Annotated in this window: 21 protein-coding genes and 1 pseudogene; 9 read left to right on the top strand and 13 right to left on the bottom strand. The window is 71.1% G+C overall.

All coding sequences use genetic code 11. The annotated features are described in order from the left end of the window. The first annotated feature begins 115 nt into the window (after positions 1 to 115). Positions 116 to 1,456, top strand: coding sequence for an MFS transporter (locus ACZ6ZQ_RS08065; protein ID WP_469767730.1), 1,341 nt, complete (start codon positions 116 to 118; stop codon positions 1,454 to 1,456). On the opposite strand, the gene ACZ6ZQ_RS08070 is transcribed toward ACZ6ZQ_RS08065, so the two are convergent. The 3 genes and pseudogenes from ACZ6ZQ_RS08070 to ACZ6ZQ_RS08080 all read right to left on the bottom strand — a co-directional run bounded on the left by ACZ6ZQ_RS08070 (position 1,419) and on the right by ACZ6ZQ_RS08080 (position 3,908). Beyond that, entirely contained in the window at positions 1,419 to 2,396 is a 978-nt protein-coding gene (locus ACZ6ZQ_RS08070; protein WP_469767731.1) for a DMT family transporter, read from the bottom strand. The two genes, ACZ6ZQ_RS08065 and ACZ6ZQ_RS08070, sit on opposite strands and share 38 nt — an antisense overlap. 47 nt (positions 2,397 to 2,443) lie before the next feature. Then, positions 2,444 to 3,135, bottom strand: a pseudogene (locus ACZ6ZQ_RS08075) (ArsR/SmtB family transcription factor). Between the two features lie 95 nt (positions 3,136 to 3,230). Further along, positions 3,231 to 3,908, bottom strand: a complete 678-nt coding sequence (locus ACZ6ZQ_RS08080; protein WP_469767732.1) for a TetR/AcrR family transcriptional regulator — start codon at positions 3,906 to 3,908, stop codon at positions 3,231 to 3,233. A gap of 62 nt (positions 3,909 to 3,970) precedes the next feature. On the opposite strand from ACZ6ZQ_RS08080, the gene ACZ6ZQ_RS08085 reads away from it, so the two are divergent. The 3 genes from ACZ6ZQ_RS08085 to ACZ6ZQ_RS08095 all read left to right on the top strand — a co-directional run bounded on the left by ACZ6ZQ_RS08085 (position 3,971) and on the right by ACZ6ZQ_RS08095 (position 6,217). After that, positions 3,971 to 5,125 (top strand): acyl-CoA dehydrogenase family protein, encoded by a 1,155-nt coding sequence (locus tag ACZ6ZQ_RS08085; protein ID WP_469767733.1) that lies wholly within the window; start codon positions 3,971 to 3,973, stop codon positions 5,123 to 5,125. Positions 5,126 to 5,247: 122 nt separating this feature from the next. After that, positions 5,248 to 5,535 (top strand): YiaA/YiaB family inner membrane protein, encoded by a 288-nt coding sequence (locus ACZ6ZQ_RS08090; protein WP_469767734.1) that lies wholly within the window; start codon positions 5,248 to 5,250, stop codon positions 5,533 to 5,535. A gap of 58 nt (positions 5,536 to 5,593) precedes the next feature. Continuing rightward, a complete protein-coding gene (locus tag ACZ6ZQ_RS08095; RefSeq protein WP_469767735.1) occupies positions 5,594 to 6,217 on the top strand; it encodes a TetR/AcrR family transcriptional regulator in 624 nt (207 codons plus the stop codon). Between the two features lie 62 nt (positions 6,218 to 6,279). Here the strand turns inward: ACZ6ZQ_RS08095 and ACZ6ZQ_RS08100 are convergent, their stop codons facing one another. Further along, positions 6,280 to 6,741 carry a MaoC family dehydratase gene (locus tag ACZ6ZQ_RS08100; protein WP_469767736.1) on the bottom strand — a complete coding sequence of 154 codons (462 nt, stop codon included), beginning with the start codon at positions 6,739 to 6,741 and terminating at the stop codon, positions 6,280 to 6,282. Positions 6,742 to 6,859: 118 nt separating this feature from the next. Between ACZ6ZQ_RS08100 and soxR the strand changes: the two genes are divergently transcribed. Continuing rightward, entirely contained in the window at positions 6,860 to 7,339 is a 480-nt protein-coding gene (gene soxR, locus ACZ6ZQ_RS08105; protein WP_469767737.1) for a redox-sensitive transcriptional activator SoxR, read from the top strand. Between the two features lie 31 nt (positions 7,340 to 7,370). Here the strand turns inward: soxR and ACZ6ZQ_RS08110 are convergent, their stop codons facing one another. The 7 genes from ACZ6ZQ_RS08110 to ACZ6ZQ_RS08140 all read right to left on the bottom strand — a co-directional run bounded on the left by ACZ6ZQ_RS08110 (position 7,371) and on the right by ACZ6ZQ_RS08140 (position 15,250). Then, on the bottom strand, positions 7,371 to 8,087 hold the full coding sequence (locus ACZ6ZQ_RS08110) for a YoaK family protein (RefSeq protein WP_469767738.1): 717 nt from the start codon (positions 8,085 to 8,087) through the stop codon (positions 7,371 to 7,373). Between the two features lie 181 nt (positions 8,088 to 8,268). Continuing rightward, on the bottom strand, positions 8,269 to 9,369 hold the full coding sequence (locus ACZ6ZQ_RS08115; protein WP_469767739.1) for an RNA ligase (ATP): 1,101 nt from the start codon (positions 9,367 to 9,369) through the stop codon (positions 8,269 to 8,271). 1 nt (position 9,370) lies between these two features. Next, positions 9,371 to 10,231 carry a 3-keto-5-aminohexanoate cleavage protein gene (locus tag ACZ6ZQ_RS08120; protein ID WP_469767740.1) on the bottom strand — a complete coding sequence of 287 codons (861 nt, stop codon included), beginning with the start codon at positions 10,229 to 10,231 and terminating at the stop codon, positions 9,371 to 9,373. Positions 10,232 to 10,331: 100 nt separating this feature from the next. Further along, positions 10,332 to 10,943, bottom strand: a complete 612-nt coding sequence (locus ACZ6ZQ_RS08125) for a hypothetical protein (RefSeq protein ID WP_469767741.1) — start codon at positions 10,941 to 10,943, stop codon at positions 10,332 to 10,334. Between the two features lie 341 nt (positions 10,944 to 11,284). Then, entirely contained in the window at positions 11,285 to 12,481 is a 1,197-nt protein-coding gene (locus tag ACZ6ZQ_RS08130; protein ID WP_469767962.1) for a serine-threonine protein kinase, read from the bottom strand. Between the two features lie 120 nt (positions 12,482 to 12,601). Next, entirely contained in the window at positions 12,602 to 13,933 is a 1,332-nt protein-coding gene (locus ACZ6ZQ_RS08135; RefSeq protein ID WP_469767742.1) for an erythromycin esterase family protein, read from the bottom strand. Positions 13,934 to 14,008: 75 nt separating this feature from the next. Next, entirely contained in the window at positions 14,009 to 15,250 is a 1,242-nt protein-coding gene (locus ACZ6ZQ_RS08140; protein ID WP_469767743.1) for an exo-beta-N-acetylmuramidase NamZ family protein, read from the bottom strand. Between the two features lie 167 nt (positions 15,251 to 15,417). On the opposite strand from ACZ6ZQ_RS08140, the gene ACZ6ZQ_RS08145 reads away from it, so the two are divergent. From ACZ6ZQ_RS08145 to ACZ6ZQ_RS08155, 3 genes are read left to right on the top strand one after another with little or no spacing between them, the layout of a single operon-like run. Then, positions 15,418 to 16,182, top strand: a complete 765-nt coding sequence (locus ACZ6ZQ_RS08145) for an SDR family oxidoreductase (RefSeq protein WP_469767744.1) — start codon at positions 15,418 to 15,420, stop codon at positions 16,180 to 16,182. Then, positions 16,179 to 17,834, top strand: coding sequence for an AMP-binding protein (locus ACZ6ZQ_RS08150; protein ID WP_469767745.1), 1,656 nt, complete (start codon positions 16,179 to 16,181; stop codon positions 17,832 to 17,834). Before ACZ6ZQ_RS08145 ends, ACZ6ZQ_RS08150 begins: the two co-directional genes overlap by 4 nt. A 49-nt stretch (positions 17,835 to 17,883) precedes the next feature. Then, positions 17,884 to 18,477, top strand: a complete 594-nt coding sequence (locus ACZ6ZQ_RS08155) for a TetR/AcrR family transcriptional regulator (protein WP_469767746.1) — start codon at positions 17,884 to 17,886, stop codon at positions 18,475 to 18,477. Between the two features lie 42 nt (positions 18,478 to 18,519). Here the strand turns inward: ACZ6ZQ_RS08155 and ACZ6ZQ_RS08160 are convergent, their stop codons facing one another. Together ACZ6ZQ_RS08160 and ACZ6ZQ_RS08165 are read right to left on the bottom strand one after the other, a co-directional pair. Next, entirely contained in the window at positions 18,520 to 19,743 is a 1,224-nt protein-coding gene (locus tag ACZ6ZQ_RS08160; protein ID WP_469767747.1) for an acyl-CoA dehydrogenase family protein, read from the bottom strand. An 8-nt stretch (positions 19,744 to 19,751) separates the two neighbouring features. Further along, the gene (locus ACZ6ZQ_RS08165) at positions 19,752 to 20,774 is read right to left on the bottom strand and encodes a phosphotransferase family protein (RefSeq protein ID WP_469767748.1); all 1,023 of its coding nucleotides are present in this window, start codon (positions 20,772 to 20,774) and stop codon (positions 19,752 to 19,754) included. A gap of 136 nt (positions 20,775 to 20,910) precedes the next feature. On the opposite strand from ACZ6ZQ_RS08165, the gene ACZ6ZQ_RS08170 reads away from it, so the two are divergent. After that, positions 20,911 to 22,200 (top strand): glucarate dehydratase family protein, encoded by a 1,290-nt coding sequence (locus ACZ6ZQ_RS08170; protein WP_469767749.1) that lies wholly within the window; start codon positions 20,911 to 20,913, stop codon positions 22,198 to 22,200. Positions 22,201 to 22,214: the final 14 nt, after the last annotated feature.

A 22,214-nucleotide genomic window follows, 5' to 3' on the forward strand; every position in this document is an offset into this window, starting at 1 on the left:
CTGATGGGTAATGATCGAGCAAAAACTCCTGTTGCATGAACCGTTGACCGCCATACCACCCGGTCGGTACGGTCCCCGCACTCCTCGTCCCCGCACCCAATCGGAGTGTGCACGCATGGACACGGCACCCCCTTCCCCGCTCGCCGGTACGGCGCATCCGACCGCTCCCACCGACCGGCACCGCCGCCGGGTGGCCACCGCCGCCGCCCTCGCATCCGCCGTCGAGTGGTACGACTACTTCGTCTTCGGTATCGCCGCCGCCCTCGTCCTCGGGGACCTCTACTTCCCCGCTGGCAGCTCCTCGGCCGGTGTCCTCGCCGCCTTCGCCGCCTTCGCGGTCGGCTTCCTCGCCCGGCCCGTCGGCGGCATCATCGCCGGCCACCTCGGCGACAAGCGCGGCCGCAAGCCGATGCTCGTCCTCGCGCTCACCCTGATGGGCGTCGCCACCGCCGGCATCGGGCTGCTGCCCACGTACGAGACGATCGGCATCGCCGCCCCGCTCCTGCTGGTGCTGCTCCGCGTCATGCAGGGCATCGCGGTCGGGGCCCAGTGGGGCGGCGCGATGCTGATGGCCACCGAGTACGCCCCCGAGGGCAAGCGCGGCCTGTACGGCAGCCTCGTCCAGCTCGGCGTGCCCATCGGCGTGGTCACCGCGAACACCGTCTTCCTGGCGGCGGGCGCGCTCACCGACGACGCCGCCTTCGCGTCCTGGGGCTGGCGGGTGCCGTTCTTCGTCGGCTTCCTCGTCCTCGGCCTCGCCTGGTACATCCACACCCGGGTCGAGGAGACCCCCGAATTCCGCGAGGCCGAAAAGGCCCTGGCCGAGCAGGAGAAGAGCGAGACCCGGACCCGGTCCCCGCTGCGAACGATCCTGCGCCGGCACCTCGGCACGGTCTTCCTCGCCGGCGGCTCCTTCGCGGTCAACACCGCGACCTTCTACATCATCATCACCGGAGTGCTGGACTACTCGACCCGTGAACTCGGCATGGAGCGCGAAGCGGTGCTGACCGTCTCGCTCTGCGTCAGCCTCACCCAGCTCGCGCTGATACCCGCCTCCGCCGCGCTCTCCGACCGCATCGGACGCCTGCGGATCTATGCGGCCGGCGCGGTCGGCCTGCTGGTCTGGGCAGTCCCGCTGTTCCTGCTCATCGACACCAAGTCGCTGCTGTGGCTGGCCGTCGGCACCTTCGTCACCAGCTGCTTCCTCAGCATCATGTACGGGCCGCAGGCCGCGCTCTTCGCCGAGCTGTTCACGGCGGAGATGCGGTACACCGGCGCCTCGCTCGGCTACCAGATCGCGGCGGTCTTCGGCGGCGGCCTGGCGCCGTTCGTCATGGTGCTGCTGCTGGAGGCGACCGGCACCTCGATGGCCGTCTCCGGCTACATCATCGGCCTGGCCGTCATCGCGCTCGTATCCATCAGGATTCTCGCGAAGCGGGCGGCCGCCCGGGCGTGACCTCGTTTTCTCCGGTTCCCCCGGCCGCCACGACGGCCTCCGTGACGCCGGTCCGGTCCTTCCGGGCCGGCGTACGGGACCTGGAGCGGGACACCGCGACACCCGCCAGGCACACCGCACCGCCCAGCAGCGTCAGCGGCCTTGGCACCTCGTCGAGGAAGAGCCACGACATCAGCACCACCAGCGCGGGCACCGCATACGTGGTCGCGCCCATCTTCCCGGCGGTCGTACGGGCCAGGGCGTACGCCCACGTCGTGAAGGCCAGCGCGGTCGGGAACACGCCCAGGTACACCATGTTCAGCGTCGCCGGCAAGGAGGCGTCGGCGGCCTCACGGAGCAGCACCCCCGCGAACGGCAGACACGCCACCGCGCCGATCACACAGCCCCAGGTCGTCACCTGCAGCGCGGACGCGTGCCGCAGCGCCGGCTTCTGGCCGACCACACCGGCGGCGTACGACACCGCTGCCAACAGACAGAGCAGCGCACCCAGCACGGACGCCGAGCCCTCACCGGACATCGAAAGACCGACCACCGCCGCGCCCGCGAACGACACACCCATCCCGGCGAGCAGCCGCGCCGGCAGCCCCTCCTTGAGCAGCCAACCGGCGAGCAGTGCCATCACCAGCGGGCCGACATTGACGACCAGCGCCGCCGTGCCCGCGTCCACCTTCTGCTCGCCCCAGTTCAGCGCCACCATGTACAGCCCGAACCAGAGCAGCCCGGAGATCGCGATCCCGGGCCACGCGGCCCGGGGCGGCAGTCCCTCACGGCGTACGGCGCATATGGCGCCGAGAACCAGCGCGCCGGCGAGCAGCCGGCCGAGCGCGAGCGCGCCGGGGGAGTACTCCGCGCCGGCGCTGCGGATCGAGACGAAGGCCGAGGCCCAGAGGACGACGGTGGTCGCGGCCGCGGCGAAGGCGCGCCACTGGGTCTTGGTCATGCGGCGACCGTACGCCGCGGACTCTTCGGCGCGCACCGCAATATCCCTCACCGCAGTGCCTGTGCCGGTATGCCCAGCAGGTCGCGGAGGGCCTGCTCCCCGTCCGGGGTGACCGTCACCGCCCGTTCCGAGCCGATGCGTACGCACCAGCCGGAGTCCAGGGCATGCCGGCACAGCTCCGCGCCCGCGACTCCGGCCAGGTGCGGGGTGCGCTCCGTCCAGTCGAGACAGGCGCGGGCAAGCGGTCTGCGCCCGCCGGGCTCCAGGGCGATCCCCAGCTCCCGGAACCAGCCGAGCCCGTCATCGGTCGGTGCGAAACCCGTGTCCTGACGCAGCAGCCCGCGGACCGTCATCGCCTCGGTGATCGCGATGCCGAGCCTGCCGGCGAGGTGGTCGTAGCAGGTGCGCCCCGTGCCATGGCGCTGCGGGCACTCGCCGCCCGCAGGGTCCGGGCAGGCTCCGCGCCGGGCGCCGCGTGCGACGCGAGCACCTCGACCAGATGCGCGGCGGACGCCCCGGCGAGCCGCACGTACCGGTGCCGTCCCTGCCGTTCCTCGGCGGGCAGTCCGCCCGCGACGAGCTTGCCCAGATGCTCACTGGCGGTGGACGGAGCCACCCGCGCATGCCGGGCGAGCTCACCGGCGGTCCAGGCCCGCCCGTCCAGCAGGGCGAGACAGAAGGCGGCGCGGGTCTCGTCGGCGAGCAGCGCCGCGAGGGCGGCGACATCTTCGGAAGCCATGCCTCCAGGGTGGCGCACTCACTGTTCGGCGGCCGCCGAACCTTCTCTGCCAGGACGGGCCACACTGATGCGGCGTCCCCCCGTCCGTACCGCTGCTACGAGTCGCCCGTTGATTCCTTCTTCGCCCATGTCCCCGGTGCGCCCGCCGCGTACCGCACCGCCAGTCCGTCCAGCAGCGCCCTGAGCCCTGTCTCGAACGCCCCCTCGTCGACCTGCTCCTGCCGGTCGGCGAGCAGATGGGCCTGGCCGAGGTGTGGGTAGTCGGCCGGGTCGTACGCGGTCTCGTCGTTCACGAAGCCCCGGGCGAAGGAGCCGAGTGCCGAGCCGGTGATGAAGTACCGCATCAGGGCGCCGATGTGGGTGGCCTGGGCGGGTGGCCAGCCGGCCCGGACCATGGCGCCGAAGACGGCGTCGGCGACCTTCAGGCCGGCCGGGCGGCGGCCGGGGCCCCGGGCGAGGACCGGGACGATGTTGGGGTGGTCCGCGAGGGCGGCGCGGTAGGAGACGGCCCAGTCGTGCAGTGCGGTGCGCCAGTCGCGGGCGTCGGTCTCGTCGAACATCGACAGGTCGACCTTGGCGCTGACCGCGTCGGCGACCGCGTCCAGGATCTCGTCCTTGTTGCGGAAGTGGTTGTAGAGGGACGGTCCGCTCACCCCCAGCTCCGCGGCGAGCCGGCGGGTCGAGACCGCGTCGAGGCCCTCCGCGTCCACGAGCGCGCTCGCCGTCCCGACGATGCGGTCTCTGCTGAGGAGGGGCTTGCGCGGTCGGGCCATGCGGCACATAGTAGGCCCTGCCAACCAGAAACTAGCAGTGGTAGTTAAAGGCGGGATGTTCCGTGGTGAACCTGGAGTTGAGCGAGGAGCAGAAGGCCGTCCGGCGGCTCGCCCGCGACTTCGTCGACCGTGAGATCACCCCGCATGCCGTCGACTGGGACCGGGCCGAGAATGTCGACAGGTCGATCGTGAAGAAGCTGGGCTCGGTCGGCTTCCTCGGGCTCACCGTGGACGAGGAGTACGGCGGCTCGGGCGGCGACCATCTCGCGTACTGCCTGGTCACGGAGGAGCTCGGGCGCGGTGACTCGTCGGTCCGCGGCATCGTCTCGGTCTCCCTCGGGCTGGTCACCAAGACCGTCGCCGCCTGGGGCAGCGAGGAGCAGAAGCGGCACTGGCTGCCGAGGCTCACCGCCGGCGAGGCTCTCGGCTGCTTCGGGCTGACCGAGCCCGGGACCGGCTCCGACGCGGGCAACCTCGCCACCCGCGCCGTACGGGACGGCGACACGTACGTCATCAACGGCTCGAAGATGTTCATCACCAACGGCACCTGGGCCGATGTGGTGCTGCTCTTCGCCCGCACCGGAGACACCCCGGGCCACCGCGGTGTCTCCGCCTTCCTCGTACCCGCCGACGCCCCCGGGCTGACCCGCCGCACGATCCACGGCAAGCTGGGGCTGCGTGGCCAGGCCACTGCCGAACTGGTCCTGGAAGACGTACGGGTGCCGGCCGACGCCATGCTCGGGCCCGAGGGCAAGGGCTTCTCGATCGCCATGTCCGCGCTCGCCAAAGGGCGTATGTCGGTGGCCGCGGGCTGCGTCGGCATCGCCCAGGCCGCACTCGACGCCGCCGTCGGATACGCGGGGGAGCGCGAGCAGTTCGGCAAGCCGATCGCCTCGTACCAGCTGGTGCAGGAGCTGATCAGCGACATCGCCGTGGACGTGGCCGCGGCGCGGCTGCTGACCTGGCGGGTCGCCGATCTCGTCGACCGGGGCCAGGACTTCGCCACCGCCGCGTCCAAGGCCAAGCTCTTCGCGTCCGAGGCGGCCGTCCGCGCCGCGAACAACGCCCTGCAGGTCTTCGGCGGCTACGGCTACATCGACGAGTACCCGGTGGGCAAACTGCTCCGCGACGCACGGGTGATGACCCTGTACGAGGGCACCAGCCAGATCCAGAAGCTCATCATCGGACGGGCGCTGACGGGGGTCTCCGCCTTCTGAACCCGCCTGCCCGAGCGCGGGGTTGAGTGCGTGCCTGCGTACCTGCCTGAGTACCTGACCGGGTGTGTGCCTGAGTACGGACGCGGATGATGCACGGCCCGCGTCGACGCATCCTTTCGGGCATGAGTGAGACAGGGGTCAAGCAGCAGAACACGACGGCGTACTACGGCCAGGCCGTCGCCTCCTTCGCCATCGCGCTCGGCGCGGTCGCCATCGGGATCCTGAATCTGGACGCCGACGTGTGGGTGCGTGCCTTCCTCGGCATCACGGTCCTCTATCTGACGACCTCGGCGTTCACTCTGGCCAAGGTGATCAGGGACAAGCAGGAGGCCGGACAGATCGTGAACCGTGTCGACCAGGCCCGGCTGGAGAAACTGCTGGCCGAGCACGACCCGTTCCAGAAGCTCTAAGCGCTTGCTCAGGTTCGGGGTATGGTGGGCGTCCTGCTGAGTGGAGAAGGGGCGAGCGATGACTGCGGCGGAGGACACGACGGGCGAGGAAGTGCCGTGGGGCGAGGTCGCTCCCGAAGCCGCGAGGAAGCTCCTGGTCGCCGCCGTCGAGGCCTTCGCCGAACGGGGCTATCACGCGACGACTACGCGGGACATCGCCGGCCGTGCGGGGATGAGCCCCGCCGCACTCTACATCCACTACAAGACCAAGGAGGAGCTGCTCCACCGGATCAGCCGGATCGGGCACGACAAGGCGCTGGAGGTTCTGTCGACGGCCTCCGAGGGCGGGGGCACGCCCAGCGAGCGGCTTGCCGCTGCCGTGAGTTCCTTCGTCCGCTGGCACGCCGGGCGGCACGACACCGCCCGCGTGGTGCAGTACGAGCTCGACGCGCTCTCCGACGAGCACCGGACCGAGATCGTGGAGCTGCGCCGCCGCAGCGACGCCGTCGTGCGCCAGATTCTGCGCGACGGCGTGGAGGCGGGGGAATTCGACGTCCCTGACGTGCCGGGGACCACGCTGGCGGTGCTGTCGCTCTGCATCGACGTCGCGCGGTGGTTCAGCACCCAGGGCCGCAGGACGCCGGAGGAGGTCGGCGCACTCTACGCCGACCTCGTCCTGCGCATGGTCTCCGCCCGGAAGTGAGCGGAGCGCCGGGCAGCGGCCGCGGCTCCGGTGCCGGTCGGACGAAGTGATCCCGGTCCCGGTCAGAAGAAGTAGCGGGACACCGACTCGGCGACGCACACCGGCTTGTCCGAACCCTCGCGCTCCACGGTCACGACGGCCGTCACCTGCACGCCGCCGCCCGCCTCCTCGACGCTCTTGAGGACGGCGGTCGCGCGCAGTCGTGAGCCGACCGGCACGGGTGCGGGGAAGCGGACCTTGTTGGTCCCGTAGTTGATGCCCATCTTCATGCCCTCGACCCGCATGATCTGCGGCACGAGCGTCGGCAGCAGCGACAGCGTCAGATAGCCGTGCGCGATGGTCTTCCCGAACGGCCCGGCGGCGGCGCGCTCGGGGTCCACGTGGATCCACTGGTGATCGCCGGTGGCATCGGCGAAGAGGTCGATGCGCTTCTGGTCGATCTCCAGCCAGTCGCTGTGGCCCAGCTGCTCGCCGACCCCGGCGGTCAGCTCCTCGGCGGATGTGAAGATCCTCGGCTCGGCCATGTCCCTGTTCCCTGCCTCTCATCCGGTCCACGCTGATGTCTAAGCGACTGCTTAGCATGGTCGGGGTGGAGGCTTCTGTCAACGGATGCCCGCACCGCAGGTCACGTAGGCTTCCGAGGTGCCGCAGATTCCGGAGAAGATCCACGAACTCACCGTCGGCCAGCTGTCCGCGCGCAGCGGAGCCGCCGTTTCCGCCCTGCACTTCTACGAGTCGAAAGGGCTCATCAGCAGTCGCAGGACCGCGGGCAACCAGCGTCGGTACGCACGTGACGCGCTGCGCCGGGTCGCCTTCGTCCGTGCGGCGCAGCGGGTCGGCATCCCGCTCGCCACCATCCGGGACGCGCTCGCCGAACTGCCGGAGGAGCGCACGCCCAACCGCGCGGACTGGGCACGGCTCTCCGAGGCCTGGCGCTCCGAGCTCGACGAGCGCATCAAGCAGCTCGGACGGCTGCGCGACCATCTCACCGACTGCATCGGCTGCGGCTGTCTGTCCTTGGAGACCTGTGTCCTGTCCAACCCGGACGACGTCTTCGGTGACCGTATGACCGGCTCGCGGCTGCTGCCGGAACGACGGTGCGCTCCGCAGGACGGGGCCTGAAGGCGGACGGAGTCCACCCCGGCGGGCCCGGTCAGCGGGGCTCCGGGAAGGCGGCCTCGCGCGGCACGAAGGAGAAGCCGACCGCGACGACCAGCACAAAGGCAGCGATAACCAGCAGGACCACCGGCGGAGCGAGCCGTTCGTCGTGGATCATCCACGCGCCCAGCAGACCGCCCGCGAACATGGCCGTCACCGAGGCCGCGCGTCGGATCTCGTTCAGCGCCCCCGGTTCGATCCGGGCGTCGAGCGCGAGGCGGGAACCGCCGATGAGGGCGGTGAACGCCCGGGTGGTGACGGTGGTGGGCATGCCCGGCACCTTCGCCCGCAGAGTGGTGACATTGCGGACCCCCATGGCCAGCGCCACCAGTGCGGACACCGTGTAGTGCCTGCCGGTGACCGGTTCGCCGCCCCGCTCGAGCCCCCACGCCACCAGGGCGGCGACGGCCAGCAGTCCGGCCTCGGCGAACAGGGCGTCCGTGAACCACCGGTGGCCGCGCACCTGCGCGTGCGATTCGAACCGGGCGGACAGCACAGCCCCCACGGTGAATCCCGCCAGCGAAGCCGCACACGCGGCAACGGACAGACCACCGACGCCGGCGAGCGCGAAGGACATCAGCAGCATGTTGCCCGTCTGGACAGCCGTGAAGACCGGGCCCAGCGCGAGAAAGCTGACCGCCTCGACCAACCCCGTCGCCATGGTGAGCGCCATCATGGCCCAGGTCAGGGCGGGTTCGCGTTTCGGCTGCACGCGCCGAGTCTCGGCGCATCCGGTCGCCCGCACCGCCGATTGCGCCGACCGTGGGCGCGCGGTCCAGGGCGCCCGGCGGCCCGCACCCCCGTGACGGGCCACCCGGCACCCGGTCCCTGCCCCGCGGTCGCGGTGCGTGGCGGCCCGCACCCCCGTGACGGGCCACCACACACCAGGACGGTCACTCGTACTCGGTGCCGCCCTTGCGGGTCAGATAGGCGGGGCTGACCGACTTGGCTATCGCCCGGCCGCCCACCACCGGGCTGTACCGCTCGGTGGCCGGGCGGATCACGACACCCTCGCGCAGATGCAGATCCCGCCCCGAGACCGTCTCGCGGCCGCTCGCGAACTCGAGCACCGTCTCCAGCGCGTAAGGGCCCTCGTACAGCCGTGGCACCAGAGGCAGTTCACCGTCGAGCAGCTCCGTGGCGTCCAGCCAGCGGACCTGGCCGTCGATCTCCGCCGAGACGTCGAAGACCGCGAGGCCGAGCTCCGTCGAGCGGGCGTTCGCCCCGTACGACAGGTCCTGCACGCCCGCGCCGAACACCTCACCGAAGATGCCGACCCGGCTCGCCCCCAGCTTCTCGGCGAGCCGCGCCGCGGCCTCGGCGACGCCGTGGCCGTGCACCGCGCGCCAGTACAGGTTCCTCGGGTCCTCCTTCAGTGCGAGGCCCTTCGAGCCGAAGCCCTTCGACGACACCAGCACCCTCCCCCGTGGCGCTCCGGGCACGGGAGCGCCCCCCACGCCGTCGGCGACGTACGTCACCAGGCAGGCCGTGCCGTGCAGCTTCTCCGTCAGCACGACGGGCTCGCCCGGCTCGAAGATGTCCGGATACCGCTGAAGGTTCTCGATGTCGACCCACGGCAGCAGGTCGGGCGCGGACTCGACATCGCCGCTCATCGTGGGCGGGATCGGCGGCGACCACTTGGTGATGCCCAGCACCTCGGCGAAGTCCGTGCCGTCCGCGGCCGCGCGCTCGAGATCGGTGTCCGCGAGCGCCTTCGGCCGGCACACGAGCCCCTGCGACAGCTCACCACGCAGCCGCACCGCCTTGACCCGGTCGGACGCCTTCCCGGCCAGCCGCCCGGTCAGCCCGAGCTCCTCGATCAGCCCGGCCGGGAGCACGGCCTGCTCCGGGATGTAGACGGCGATGTCACCACTGCGGTAGGCACCCTTGGCGACGACGGCGCGATAGAGGCCCACCTGGGCCAGCTCAAGGGCGTCGGCGTTGGGATGCTCATGGATCGTCAGCAGTTCGGCGGTGACGCGCAGCGTCGACATGTCAGTGCTCCTCGGATGTGGTCTGCATCGCCCCAACTGTCGCCGCACGGAATACCGGTGGGCCAGTGGATTTCCGCTCTGGTACCTTCGCCGCCGCCGCGACCAGCTCGGCGTTGGACGCCGCCGGCCGCCCGTCGGGCAGGAACAGCACGTCCTCCAGGCCGATCCGCGTGTCCAGACCCAGCCGGCGCGCCAGCCGCAGCACCGGCCACGCACCGCCGTCCTCGCCGTGCAGCAGCAGCGGAAGCCGAGGGGGCGCACCTGCGTCGACACCGTCGGCGCACACCGGAGCGCCCCGGCGGCGAACGGAACCCGGGGGCAGGCCGTGGCCCGCGCCCAGCTCGTCGAGCAGGGCGAGCGCCGACGCTTCCGCGGTCGCGGGGTCCGGATCCGTCACCTCGGCCAGCACCCGCAGCACCCGGGGCGCGAGCGGCGACCGCAGGAACCGCCGCGGCCCGTCCGTCCCGGACCAGAGGCCCGCCTCCACGCCCACCCCACGCTCCAACAGCGCGGCCGCGACCTCCTCCGCCCCGTCCTCGTGCCAGTTGACCGACGCGTGGTCGGGCAGCACCGTCCAGGCGCGGACGCGCTCCACCCGTCGCTCCGGATCCGGCTCGGCCCACGCACCCGTCGTCACCCCGACCGGTACGCCCGCCACCACGGCCCGTATCGCCGTGAGCACAGGGGCGATCACGCACGGTGAGAGCGAGTCGCTCCCGCACGGCGTCTTCGGATGCACATGCACGCCGGACGCGCCCGCGGCGAGCGCGGCCGCCGCCGACTCGGCCAGCGCGTCCGGAGACATCGGCACCGCGGCCGAATCCCCCGCGCCACGGGCCCCGTTGAGACAGACCTGGATCATGCCTCCGATGGTGCCAGGCGCCACTGACAACGCGGGGGCCACCGTTCTGCCGGCGGCCCCGCCCCCGCGCGCCGCTCCCCAGGGCCTGTCTCTTCAGGCCCTACGCCACCGACGCGAGTTCCCTGCCCCGGATCCGCTTGGCGGTCCTCAGGACCTCGTCCGTGAGCACGGGTTGCGGCACCACCACTCCGCACCCGGCGCACACCGGACCGTACGACGGTTCGTGGGCCAGATCCTGACGCCAGACGATCCGGTTCCCCGTGCACACCGGGCAGACCGCTCCGGGCGCCGCCTCCAGCGCCGCGATCAGCCGGCGCAGCACCTCACCGAGCGCGTCCGAGGGGTGCACCGCCGGATCGTCGCAGCGGGCGACCCCGTTGCCGCCCCAGGTGCGCCGGTGCCAGTCGTCGAAACTGCCGGGCCGCCGCAGACCCTCGTGCTTCTCGCGCCTGCGGCGCTCCGCGAACTCCTCCTCGTACGCGAGCCACACGGCCCGCGCCTCCTCCAGTTCATCGAGCGCGGCCACCAGCCGCGCCGGATCGGGTTCCCGGTCCTCGGGCTCGATCCTGTGCCTCGCGCACAGGTGGTCCCAGGTCGCCCTGTGCCCGTACGGGGCGAACCTCTCAAGGCACTTGCGCAGTGAATACCGCCGCAGCGCCAGATCACATCGCGGGTCGCGCACCTGTCTCGCAAGACTCCGGAAACCGGCCATTGCACCGCCACCTCCGTCGCTCGTACTTCGTCGCTCGTACTTCCGCGTCGAGGAATGGACGTACGACTACCCGATCCGGCTCCATCGAAAATCCGTTGGAATAGCGAATGTGATGGTCGTCCGGAATGCGCCCATGGGCGGGGAGCGCACACTGTCCCAGGAAGAGCGTCATGCTCGGCCTCGGCCTCCCGCGCGGTGAACACCTGGCGTTCGCCCGCTGATGCATGCTGCTCGTGCACAACGAGCAGGCAGGTGAGGCAGGTCAGGCCCGGTCCGGGCGATCTTGATGACAACTGCGGCGCCGGACTCGAAATGAGCTCGTCCGGCGAGGGAATCGTGTGTCAGCGCCCCACCCTGCCCGCCGCCAGCACGACCCGGGCCAGCTCCGGATGCAGGATGTCGCTGTGCGCCCCGGACGGCGGCCCGCCGTGGCGCACCACCGACGCCGCGTCGACGTTCACGCACCCGGCGGCCGGGAGCCCGTCGCGCAGCACCTCGTCCAGGGTGAGCCGGCGCGTGCCGGCGACGGCCTGGATGCCGTCGTGGCCGACCGCCCACCAGCGCTTGTCGAGACCGACGAGCGTCGAGGAGTCCCCGGCCATCCGGGACGCCAGCGGATAGATCACGCCGAGCGCCGTGTCATGCCGCGAAAAGCAGGCGACCACCGGCCCGTCGACCCGGTGCTGCATGTCCCGCAGCACCCCGCTGCTTCCCTCGGCATGCGGGAGCGACGGCGCGAACGCGTAGTGCGAGAACGCGCCTTGCAGCAGGGTCACCGACTTCACCGGGCGGGCGCCCGCGGGCAGCCCCCGCAGCGCGAACGCGACGAGCCGCGCGCCCTGGCTGTGCCCCACGAGATGGACGCGTGTGGTGGGGGAGGAGCGGGCGAGCTGTCCGAGCAGCGGTCCGAGTCCGCGTTCCCCTACCGTCCCGGCTCGTCTCTTCATCGTGTAGTACGTGGCCTGGCGGAGCACTTCCCGTGCGCCCTTCCACAGTTTCTTGAGCCCGCCGCCGATCGCGAGTGAGGGTTCCGCGCCGTCGAGCGCCTCGGTGAAGATCCGGCAGACCTCGACGGGGTCCTCCCGGAGGAACAGCGGCTCGCCGTCGCCGGCCACGTCGCCGACGAGTCCGGCGGCCGGAGCCGCGGTCAACTCCCTCACCAGCAGCCCGAATTCATCGAAGGCCGGGCGCGATGCCGGTTCCTCCGCGAGCAGCACCGCCAGCCGGTCCAACGCCGCTTCCCGGCCCGGAAAGACTCCGGCAAGCGCCTCGAAGTCCGGTACCGGCTCGTCGGTGAACATCATCGAGGGCCACACGACCCCCGCGTACCCGACGCGTGCGCCGGGCGGAAGAGGGAGGCTCGGGAACGGCTCGAAGAAGCGCGAGCAGAAACGCGTCGCCGTGGACCGGGAGTTGTTCCAGCCATGCGCGAGCATCACCAGATCCGTGACCCCGAGTCCCGCGAGAGCGTCCCGCTGAGCGGGGTCCGCATCGCCGTCCGCGTCGAACGTGATCTCCCGGTACGGCCGCACACTCATCTCGTTCACGGGCGCGTCCCTCCTCCCCCAGGGCTTCGTCCTGGGGACTCCGCCGAAGACCGCTGCTCACACAGCATCCCGCGGCGGCGGAGGGACGGCCAGACCTGTGGCGAGTGCCGGTCAGAGCCGGTTCGACGCGGTCACCCGGTGGAGATGGATCAGTACGTCGTACGAGGTGCCCAGCCGCACCGGCTCCGGCTCGGCCGGCCAGGAGTTGCCGATGTTGCGGGTCGGACGGACCTCGCCCAGCCACGTGCGGGCCGCGTCGGGCGCGGTCCGCAGGTCGAGGTAGTAGTCGCGGCCCGAAACCCGCTCCAGGGTGTGCTCATTGCTCCCCGTCGGCATCGGCCCCACCGAGAACCTGCGGATCGGCTCGGCCGGGTCGGTCATGTCGAGCGCGTTGAACGACCCCTGCCCGAAGGTGAATCCGACGCTCACATACGCCCGGCCCATCATGTCCCGCAGGAACGCGCCCTGCAGCTTCGGGTACTGGGCGGGGTTGCTCGTCTCGTACCCCACATGCCCGTTGTGCGCCGAGAGCAGCATTCGGTGCCCGGTCTGCCGCTGCCACCACACGGTGTTCTCGGCCATGACCCGGTCCCGGTGGAGCATCGCCCGACCGAGCTGCTCCGGGTCGGAGAAGTCGTACCCGTACATCGCGCCGGTCGCGGCGATGACCCGGGCGTGCTGGAGGACCCAGGCGTGCCGCTCGCGGTCCGCCCCCGGCCGCTGCCGCTCCAGCAGCTCCAGAGCCTGCCGCACCTCACCGGCCAGGGCCTTGCGCTCGTCGAGGGGCTTCACCAGATACGCCTTCATCGTCTCGTCGACGGACCCGGCCGGCCGCGAAGCCCGGTAGAGCCGGCTGATTCGCGGAAGCAGTGCGGGATACCGCTCGCCGACGTAGTCCGTCACCGTGTCGAAGAGCTGTGGCCCGGCGTACCCGACGTCATTGCCCATGAACTGCACCTGGTGGCCGGGGTGCCGGAGGTTGTGCTCCCGCATCCAGCGGATCAGGTCCAGATATTCACGGGTGTGCCATATGAGATAGGAGTTCTGGAACTCCTCACGCATGATGCGCCGGGGATCCCCCTTCCCGTGCAGCACATAGTCGTTGAGCCGGAGCCCAGCGCTCCAGTTCGCTTCCAGGGCGTATGTCGTGAAGCCCTTCTGCTCGACGAGATGCCGGAAGAGCCGGTGCTTCGTCGTGAAGAACTCACGGGAGTTGTGGGTGGCCTCGCCGACCCCGACGACCTTCGCCTCGCCGGTCATCCGGTCGAACGGCCGAAGATCCGACAGGGGCTCCGCCGCCCGCGCCAGCGCGGGTAACGGATCGCCGCCGCGAGCGGCGGGGGAGGCGTCGGCGCGTGCGGCGGGCGCGGTCACGGCGAGCGTCGTGAGGCAGAGGACGGCCAGCAGGAGCCGGTGCAGGTGATGACGTGTGGAAAGGCGCATGCGTCAAGGGTGTCGGCGGGCCGCCAGGGCCGCCATCCGGCCATCACCCCTGTGCGGGCGGGGGAAAGCCCCCGCTCAGCGGTACCGCAGATACTCCCGGCGTACGGCACGGAACGCGGCCAGGTCCTGCTGCCAGGCGCCCACCACCTCGTCCGTGTCCGCCCCCGCGTCGATCATCGTGCGCACGCGCGTGGACCCGGTGAGTTTGTCGATCCAGTTGTCCGGCCGCCAGGCGAAGCCGCTCCAGCTCCGCTTCGCCGTCACCAGCAGGCCGATGCCGGTGCGGACCGGGTCGTACACCTCCCGGTCGTGGACGTGCAGCTGGACTCCGCCGACCGTTTTGCCCTGGAACTTGGAGAACGTCGGGGCGAAGTACGCCTCGCGGAAGCGCACTCCGGGCAGCTCCAGTGCGTTGGCCGCCTCCGCCCAGGCGCGGTCGATGCCCTCGGCGCCGAGCAGCTCGAACGGGCGGGTCGTCCCCCGTCCCTCGGAGAGGTTCGTGCCCTCGAAGAGGCAGGTGCCCGAGTAGACGAGGGCGGTGTCCGGCGTCGGCATGTTGGGGCTCGGCGGCACCCAGGGCAGGTCCGTCGCGTCGTAGAAGTCCTCGCGCCGCCAGCCCGACATGCGCACGGTCTCCAGCTCGACCGGCGTCGTCAGGAACTCGCCGTTGAAGAGCAGGGCCAGCTCGGTGACGGTCATGCCGTGCGCCTGGGCGATGGGCTCGCGGCCCACGAAGGTCGCGAACGCCTTGTCCAGGACCGGGCCGAGTGCCGCCCGCCCGGTGACCGGGTTGGGCCGGTCCAGCACGACGAACCGCTTCCCGGCGAGCGCCGCCGCCACCATGCAGTCGTACAGCGTCCAGATGTACGTGTAGAAGCGGGCGCCGGCGTCCTGGATGTCGAACACGATCGTGTCGACGCCGGAGGCGGTGAAGATGTCCGCGAGCGGCCGGCCGCTCTTCAGATAGGTGTCGTAGACGGGCAGGCCGGTGGCCGGGTCGTCGTAGCGGCCCTCGGAGCCGCCCGCCTGGGCGGTGCCGCGGAAGCCGTGCTCCGGTCCGAAGACGGCGACGAGATCCACCCGGTCGTCGGCGTGCATGACGTCCACGATGTGGCGGGCGTCGCGGGTGATGCCGGTCGGATTGGTGACGACACCGATCCTTTCGCCGGACACCAGCCGGTAGCCGTCGGCGGCGAACCGCTCGAAGCCGGTGCGGACCCGGCTCCGCCCGCCGGGCGCGGCGGCGGCCGGTGCGGCCGCCGCCAGGGCGCCGACCGTGCCTCCCGCCGCCAGCAGACCCCGTCTGGACAGGCTCATCGCGCCACCTCCGTGATCGCTACATCTGTCATGGACACGCACGCTAGCGTGCGCTCGGGCCACGCGGAACGAGCCGGACACGGTCGTTCCCGCCCGCCTCTTCCGTGGCCACATACCGACTGGTTAGTCTGCTGTCTGGAGTGAGCCGCGACGGAGAGGCAGGACCGATGAGCACGCTGCAGGGTGCGAACGTGGTGGTCACAGGAGCGGGCGGCGGGATCGGTGCAGCCCTCGCCCGCCGGTTCGTGGCGGAAGGCGCACGCGTCGCCGTCAACGACCTCGACCCCGGCAGGACCAAGGCCATCGCCGACGAGATCGGCGCCCTCGCCGTCCCCGGCGACGCCTCCGCCATCGTCGAGGAGGCCCGCGACGCGCTCGGCGGCACCGTCGACATCTACTGCGCCAACGCCGGACTGGCCTCACCGGGCGACGCCTTCGCCGACGAGGACGTCTGGGCATCCGCCTGGGACGTCAACGTCATGGCGCACGTCCGCGCCGTCCGCACCCTGCTGCCGGACTGGCTGGAGCGCGGCAGCGGCCGGTTCGTCTCCACGGTCTCCGCGGCCGGGCTGCTCACGATGATCGGAGCCGCCCCGTACAGCGTCACCAAGCACGGCGCGGTCGCCTTCGCCGAATGGCTCTCGCTGACGTACCGTCACCGCGGGCTCAAGGTCCACGCCATCTGCCCGCAGGGCGTCCGTACGGACATGCTCACGGCGGCGGGATCGGCCGGCGAACTGGTCCTCGCCCCCAGCGCCATCGAGCCCGAGGATGTCGCCGACGCGCTCTTCGAAGGCATCGAGGCAGACCGCTTCCTGATTCTTCCGCACCCCGAGGTCGCCGAGTACTACCAGGCCCGCGCCGCCGAACCCGGCCGCTGGCTGGCCGGCATGAACCACATCCAGCGGAAGTGGGAAGGGGCGGCGAAGTGACCGCGGACGGCTACGCCGCCAGGCCTTGGCTCTCCCAGCTCACCGACGCCCAGCGGGCGCCGGTGGCCCCGCCCGCGACCGTCGTGCACTCCTTCCGCGCCGCCGTCGACCGGGCCCCCGGGCACACCGCCCTCGCCTACTTCGACGGACGGCTCAGCTACCGCGAGACCGACGCGCTCTCCGACTCCGTCGCCGGCCATCTCGCCGCCCGCGGCATCGCGCGCGGCGACCGGGTGGCGATCATGCTGCAGAACAGCCCGCACTTCGTCCTGGCGCTGCTCGGCGCCTGGAAGTCCGGGGCGACCGTCGTTCCGCTCAACCCGATGTACAAGTCAGCCGAGGTCGCCCATGTCCTCGAGGACGCGGACGTGGCGGCGCTGATCTGCTCGGACCGCGCCTGGGAGACCTGTCTGCGGCAGACCGCGCAGACCTCGCCCGTACGCTTCGCCGTCACCGCCTGTGAGCTGGACCTGCAGACCCGCGACGACGCACGCGTCCTCGGCTTCGAACGGCTGCCACGGCCCGGCGACACCGACGACCTGCTGACCGTCGCCACGGCCGGTCTGGCGGCGCCCGTGGACCGGGAACTCGACGCCGCCGATGTGGCACTGATCAGCTACACCTCGGGCACCAGCGGCACCCCCAAGGGAGCCATGAACCTGCACGGCGGCATCACGTACAACGCCGAACGGCAGCGTACCGGCCACCCCGTCCCGGAGGGCGCCTGCTACTTCGCGCTCGCGCCGCTCTTCCACATCACCGGGATGGTCTGCCAGCTGGCCGCATGCATCGCCAACGCCGGCACGCTCGCCCTCGCCCACCGCTTCGACGCGGGCGTCGTCCTCGACGCGTTCGCCGAGCACCGCCCCGCCTACACCGTCGGCCCCTCCACCGCCTTCATGGCGCTGGCCGCCCACCCCGGGGCCTCCCGCGACCACTTCGCGTCCTTCCTGGTGATCTCCTCCGGCGGCGCGCCCGTCCCGCCCGCGCTGGTCGAGAAGTTCCGGGCCGGCTTCGGCCCGTACATCCGCAACGGCTACGGCCTCACCGAGTGCACCGCACCCTGCGCCTCGGTGCCGCCCGAGAAGGAAGCCCCCGTCGACCCGGCGTCCGGCACCCTGTCCGTGGGCATACCCGGCCCCGACACGCTCGTACGGATCATCGACGACCGGGGTGACGAGGTGCCGTTCGGCGCCCACGGCGAGATCGCCGTACGCGGACCGCAGGTCGTGCCCGGCTACTGGCGGCTGCCCGACGCCACCGCCACCGCCTTCCCGGACGGCGAGCTGCGCACCGGAGACATCGGCTTCATGGACCCCGATGGCTGGCTCTACGTCGTCGACCGCAAGAAGGACATGATCAACGCCTCGGGCTTCAAGGTCTGGCCGCGCGAGGTCGAGGACGTCCTCCACACCCACCCCGCGGTCCGCGAGGCCGCCGTCGTCGGCATCCCGCACGCCTACCGCGGCGAGACCGTGAAGGCCTACGTCAGCCTGCGTCCGGGCGCGTCCGTGGAACCCGACGAGCTCGCCGGATACTGCGCCGACCGCCTGGCCGCGTACAAGTACCCACGGCAGGTCGAGATCCTGGAGGAGCTCCCGAAGACCACAAGTGGGAAGATCCTCAGACGGGAACTGCGTTCCCGTGCGTAGACACGGTGTGCTCCGAGAAGATGAGCCGAGCGAAAGGCGGGTGGCGGCAATGGCCAGGACGACGGACGGGAACGGCACTCCCGTCCCCCAGAGGCTGCTGGCCGCCGCCACCCGGCTCTTCGCGGAGCAGGGCTACGACCGTACGTCCGTCCAGGAGATCGTCGAGGCGGCCGGCGTCACCAAAGGCGCGCTCTACCACTACTTCGGCTCCAAGGAGGACCTCCTCCAGGAGGTCTACTCGCGGGTGCTGCGGCTCCAGCAGGAGCGCCTCGACGCCTTCGCGGAGGCAGACGCACCGGTCGAGCAGCGGCTGCGGTCCGCCGCCGCCGACGTCGTCGTGACCACTATCGACAACCTCGACGACGCGGCCATCTTCTTCCGCTCCATGCACCACCTCAGCCCGGAGAAGAACAAGCAGGTCCGCGCCGAGCGCAGGCGCTACCACGAGCGCTTCCGGGCGCTCATCGAGGAGGGCCAGCGCAGCGGGGTGTTCTCCGACGCGACCCCCGCGGACCTGGTGGTGGACTACCACTTCGGCTCGGTCCACCACCTGTCCACGTGGTACCGCCCGGACGGGCCGCTCACCCCGCAGCAGGTCGCCGATCACCTCGCCGACCTGCTGCTCAGGGCCCTGCGCCCGTAAGGGCTGTCCGGGGTGCGAGGCCCCCCGGACACCTGGGCCGCCCTAGACGTACTTCTTGAGTTCGCGCCGCGCCAGCGACCGCTGGTGCACCTCGTCCGGCCCGTCCGCCAGCTTCAGCGTCCGCGCCGCCGCCCACAGCTCGGCCAGCGGGAAGTCCTGGCTGACCCCGCCGGCGCCGTGCACCTGGACCGCCTTGTCGAGAATGTCGACGACCGCACGCGGAGTGGCGATCTTGATGGCCTGGATCTCCGTGTGCGCACCGCGGTTGCCGACCGTGTCCATCAGCCACGCGGTCTTCAGCACCAGCAGCCGCAGCTGCTCGACCGTCACCCGGGCGTCCGCGATCCAGTTCTGCACCACACCCTGCTGGGCGATCGGCTTGCCGAAGGCGGTACGGGACACGGCCCGGCGGCACATCAGCTCGATCGCCCGCTCGGCCATGCCGATCAGCCGCATGCAGTGGTGGATACGGCCGGGACCGAGCCGCGCCTGGGCGATCGCGAAGCCACCGCCCTCCTCGCCGATGAGATTCGACGCCGGCACGCGGACATCGTCGAAGACGACCTCGGCGTGGCCGCCGTGGGAGTGGTCCTCGTAGCCGTACACCTGCATGGCGCGCCGGACCTCGACGCCGGGTGTGTCGCGCGGGACGAGGATCATCGACTGCTGGCGGCGGATGTCATTGCCCTCGGGGTCGGTCTTGCCCATCACGATGAAGATCTTGCAATCCGGGTTCATCGCGCCGGAGATGTACCACTTGCGGCCGTTGATGACGTACTCGGCCGTCCCGTCGGAGGCTCGCTCGATCCGAGTCTCGATGTTCGTCGCGTCGGACGAGGCCACCTCGGGCTCGGTCATCGCGAAGGCCGAGCGGATCTCGGCGGCCAGCAGCGGCTCCAGCCACTGCTTCTTCTGCTCGTCGGACCCGAACATGGCCAGCACCTCCATGTTCCCGGTGTCCGGGGCCGCGCAGTTCAGCGCGATGGGTGCCAAGTGGGGGCTGCGGCCCGTGATTTCGGCGAGCGGCGCATACTGGAGATTCGTCAGCCCGGCCCCGTACTCCTCGTCCGGGAGGAAGAGGTTCCACAGACCCTGCTTACGGGCCTCGGCCTTGAGCTCATCCATGATCGCCGGGGTGTCCCACGGCGAGGCCAGCTTCGCGCGCTGCTCGTGCTCGACCGCCTCGGCCGGATAGACGTGCTCGTCCATGAAGGCGAGCAGCTTGGCCCGCAGTTCCTCGGTGCGCGCGTCGAATGCGAAGTCCATGGGGGTGATCAGCCTTCCTGGAGGGTGGTGAGGCCGTGCTCGATGAAGACGGGGACGAGATCGCCGATGCGGTCGAAGCCGGCGCCGACGGTCTGGCCGAGGGTGTAGCGGTAGTGGATGCCCTCCAGGATCACGGCGAGCTTGAACCAGGCGAACGCCGTGTACCAGGAGATGGCGGAGGTGTCGCGGCCGGAGCGGGCGGCGTAGCGCTCGATCAGCTCGGCGGGATCGGGATGGCCGGCAGCTCCGGCCGTGGTGCTGACGGGGGAGTCGGGGACCTCCAGCTTCTGGCTGTACATCACCAGCAGCCCGAGGTCGGTGAGCGGATCGCCGAGCGTGGACATCTCCCAGTCGAGGATCGCCTTGATCCGGTCGTCGTCGCCGATCAGGACGTTGTCGAGGCGGTAGTCGCCGTGGATGACGGCGGGCGCGGGAGAGGTGGGCAGGGCGCGGCCGAGGGCGGCGTGCAGCTCGTCGATGCCCGCGAGCTCGCGATTGCGGGAGGCGTCGAGCTGCTTGCCCCAGCGGCGCAGCTGCCGGTCCAGGAAGCCCTCCGGGCGGCCGAAGTCGCCCAGGCCCACCGACTCGGGGTCCACAGCATGCAGCTCGACGAGCGTGTCGACAAGGCCGAGGAGGGCGTTGCGGGTGCGCTCCGGGCCGAGCGGCGCGAGCTGCTCGGCCGTGCGGTACGGCGTGCCCTCGACGAACTCCATGACGTAGAAGGGCGCGCCGAGTACGGACTCGTCCTCGCACAGCAGCACCGGCTCGGGCACCGGCACGGCCGTCGGGTGCAGGGCGCTGATCACCCGGTGCTCACGCTTCATGTCGTGGGCGGTGGCCAGCACATGGCCGAGCGGGGGCCGGCGGACCACCCACCGGCCGGCGCCGTCGGTGACGGTGTACGTGAGGTTGGACCTGCCGCCCTGGATCAGCCGGGCGCTGAGCGGTCCGCTCACCAGGCCCGGTCGCTCGCGGTCGAGGAAGCCGCGCAGCTGCTCGGGGTCGAGGCCTGGCGGGTGGACTGAGCTCATCGGGGGCACCTCCGGTGGGGCGGCGATTCGGTTCCCACTCATGATGACCGACCAGTCGGTATGTCGTCCAGGGTCCGGCCGGAAAGACCGGATCGACCCCTGGCCTCCTGATCGTGTTTCTGAATAGGGTTCATGTATGGATACCGCGCTGCTCATCGACACGGTCCGCCTCACCCCGATCCTCATGGCCGATCCACCGCTGCTCAACACCCAGGGCGTCCACCAGCCGTACACCCCACGCCTCATCGTGGAGGTCGTCACGCGAGGTGGAGTGACGGGTGTGGGCGAGACGTACGGCGACGGCAAATACCTCGAACTCGCCAGGCCTCTCGCCGAGGCACTCCCCGGCCGTCCGGTCACGGATCTGAACGGCCTCTTCGACCTCGCCGACCAGGTGTGCGGCGATTCGCGGGCCGTCGACGAGCGAGTCGACGCCGGCGGACTGCGGGGCGTCCAGACCGCGGACAAGCTCCGGCTCTCGGTCGTCTCCGGCTTCGAGGTCGCCTGCCTGGACGCTCTGGGCAAGACGCTCGGACTGCCCGTGCACGCCCTGCTCGGCGGCAAGGTCCGCGACACCGTCGAATACAGCGCGTATCTCTTCTACCGCTGGGACGCCCACCCGGACGGAGGCGAGAAGGACGACTGGAGCGCCGCCCTCGACCCCGCCGGCATCGTCGCCCAGGCGCTGCGCCTCGAGCGCGACCACGGCTTCACCTCGTTCAAGCTCAAGGGCGGCGTCTTCGAGCCGGACCAGGAGATCGCCGCGATCCGGGCACTCGCCGAAGCGTTCCCCGGCCGGCCGCTGCGCCTCGACCCCAACGGCGCCTGGTCCGTGGAGACTGCGCTGTACGTCGCCGAACGGCTGAAGGACGTCCTCGAATACCTGGAGGACCCGGCGAGCGGCACCGACCGGATGGCCGAGATCGCCGCGGGTACCGACGTACCGCTGGCGACCAACATGTGCGTGACGACCTTCCCCGAGATCGCCGACGCCTTCGCACGTGACGCCGTACAGATCGTGCTCAGCGACCACCACTACTGGGGCGGCCTGCACAAGACCCGCGAACTGGCCGCCATCTGCCGGACGTTCGGCGTCGGACTCTCGATGCACTCCAACATGCATCTGGGGGTCAGTCTCGCGGCCATGACCCATGTCGCCGCGACCGTCCCGAACCTCGACCATGCCTGCGACAGCCACTACCTCTGGCAGACCGAGGACGTCATCACCACCCGCCACGTCTTCCGCGGCGGGCGGCTGACCGTCTCCGACGCGCCGGGCCTCGGCATCGAACTCGACCGCGAGAAGCTGGCGGTGCTGCAGCGGCGCTGGCTGGAGGACGACGGCACGATGCGCGAGCGTGACGACGCGGCGGCGATGCGCAAGGCGGACCCCCAGTGGCGCACCCCGGTGATGCCGCGCTGGTGACCGGGGGCCATGAC

The organism is Streptomyces sp. NPDC053673 (genome assembly GCF_055585225.1).

Coding starts and splice junctions, on each gene's coding strand:
- ACZ6ZQ_RS08135 (WP_469767742.1), bottom strand. CDS start 13,933: ATGCGCCTTTCCACACGTCATCACCTGCACCGGCTCCTGCTGGCCGTC.
- ACZ6ZQ_RS08100 (WP_469767736.1), bottom strand. CDS start 6,741: ATGGCCGAGCCGAGGATCTTCACATCCGCCGAGGAGCTGACCGCCGGG.
- ACZ6ZQ_RS08125 (WP_469767741.1), bottom strand. CDS start 10,943: ATGGCCGGTTTCCGGAGTCTTGCGAGACAGGTGCGCGACCCGCGATGT.
- ACZ6ZQ_RS08115 (WP_469767739.1), bottom strand. CDS start 9,369: ATGTCGACGCTGCGCGTCACCGCCGAACTGCTGACGATCCATGAGCAT.
- ACZ6ZQ_RS08140 (WP_469767743.1), bottom strand. CDS start 15,250: ATGAGCCTGTCCAGACGGGGTCTGCTGGCGGCGGGAGGCACGGTCGGC.
- ACZ6ZQ_RS08170 (WP_469767749.1), top strand. CDS start 20,911: ATGGATACCGCGCTGCTCATCGACACGGTCCGCCTCACCCCGATCCTC.
- ACZ6ZQ_RS08070 (WP_469767731.1), bottom strand. CDS start 2,396: ATGACCAAGACCCAGTGGCGCGCCTTCGCCGCGGCCGCGACCACCGTC.
- ACZ6ZQ_RS08065 (WP_469767730.1), top strand. CDS start 116: ATGGACACGGCACCCCCTTCCCCGCTCGCCGGTACGGCGCATCCGACC.
- ACZ6ZQ_RS08160 (WP_469767747.1), bottom strand. CDS start 19,743: ATGGACTTCGCATTCGACGCGCGCACCGAGGAACTGCGGGCCAAGCTG.
- ACZ6ZQ_RS08095 (WP_469767735.1), top strand. CDS start 5,594: ATGACTGCGGCGGAGGACACGACGGGCGAGGAAGTGCCGTGGGGCGAG.
- ACZ6ZQ_RS08155 (WP_469767746.1), top strand. CDS start 17,884: ATGGCCAGGACGACGGACGGGAACGGCACTCCCGTCCCCCAGAGGCTG.
- ACZ6ZQ_RS08130 (WP_469767962.1), bottom strand. CDS start 12,481: ATGAGTGTGCGGCCGTACCGGGAGATCACGTTCGACGCGGACGGCGAT.
- ACZ6ZQ_RS08165 (WP_469767748.1), bottom strand. CDS start 20,774: ATGAGCTCAGTCCACCCGCCAGGCCTCGACCCCGAGCAGCTGCGCGGC.
- ACZ6ZQ_RS08145 (WP_469767744.1), top strand. CDS start 15,418: ATGAGCACGCTGCAGGGTGCGAACGTGGTGGTCACAGGAGCGGGCGGC.
- ACZ6ZQ_RS08090 (WP_469767734.1), top strand. CDS start 5,248: ATGAGTGAGACAGGGGTCAAGCAGCAGAACACGACGGCGTACTACGGC.
- ACZ6ZQ_RS08080 (WP_469767732.1), bottom strand. CDS start 3,908: ATGGCCCGACCGCGCAAGCCCCTCCTCAGCAGAGACCGCATCGTCGGG.
- ACZ6ZQ_RS08120 (WP_469767740.1), bottom strand. CDS start 10,231: ATGATCCAGGTCTGTCTCAACGGGGCCCGTGGCGCGGGGGATTCGGCC.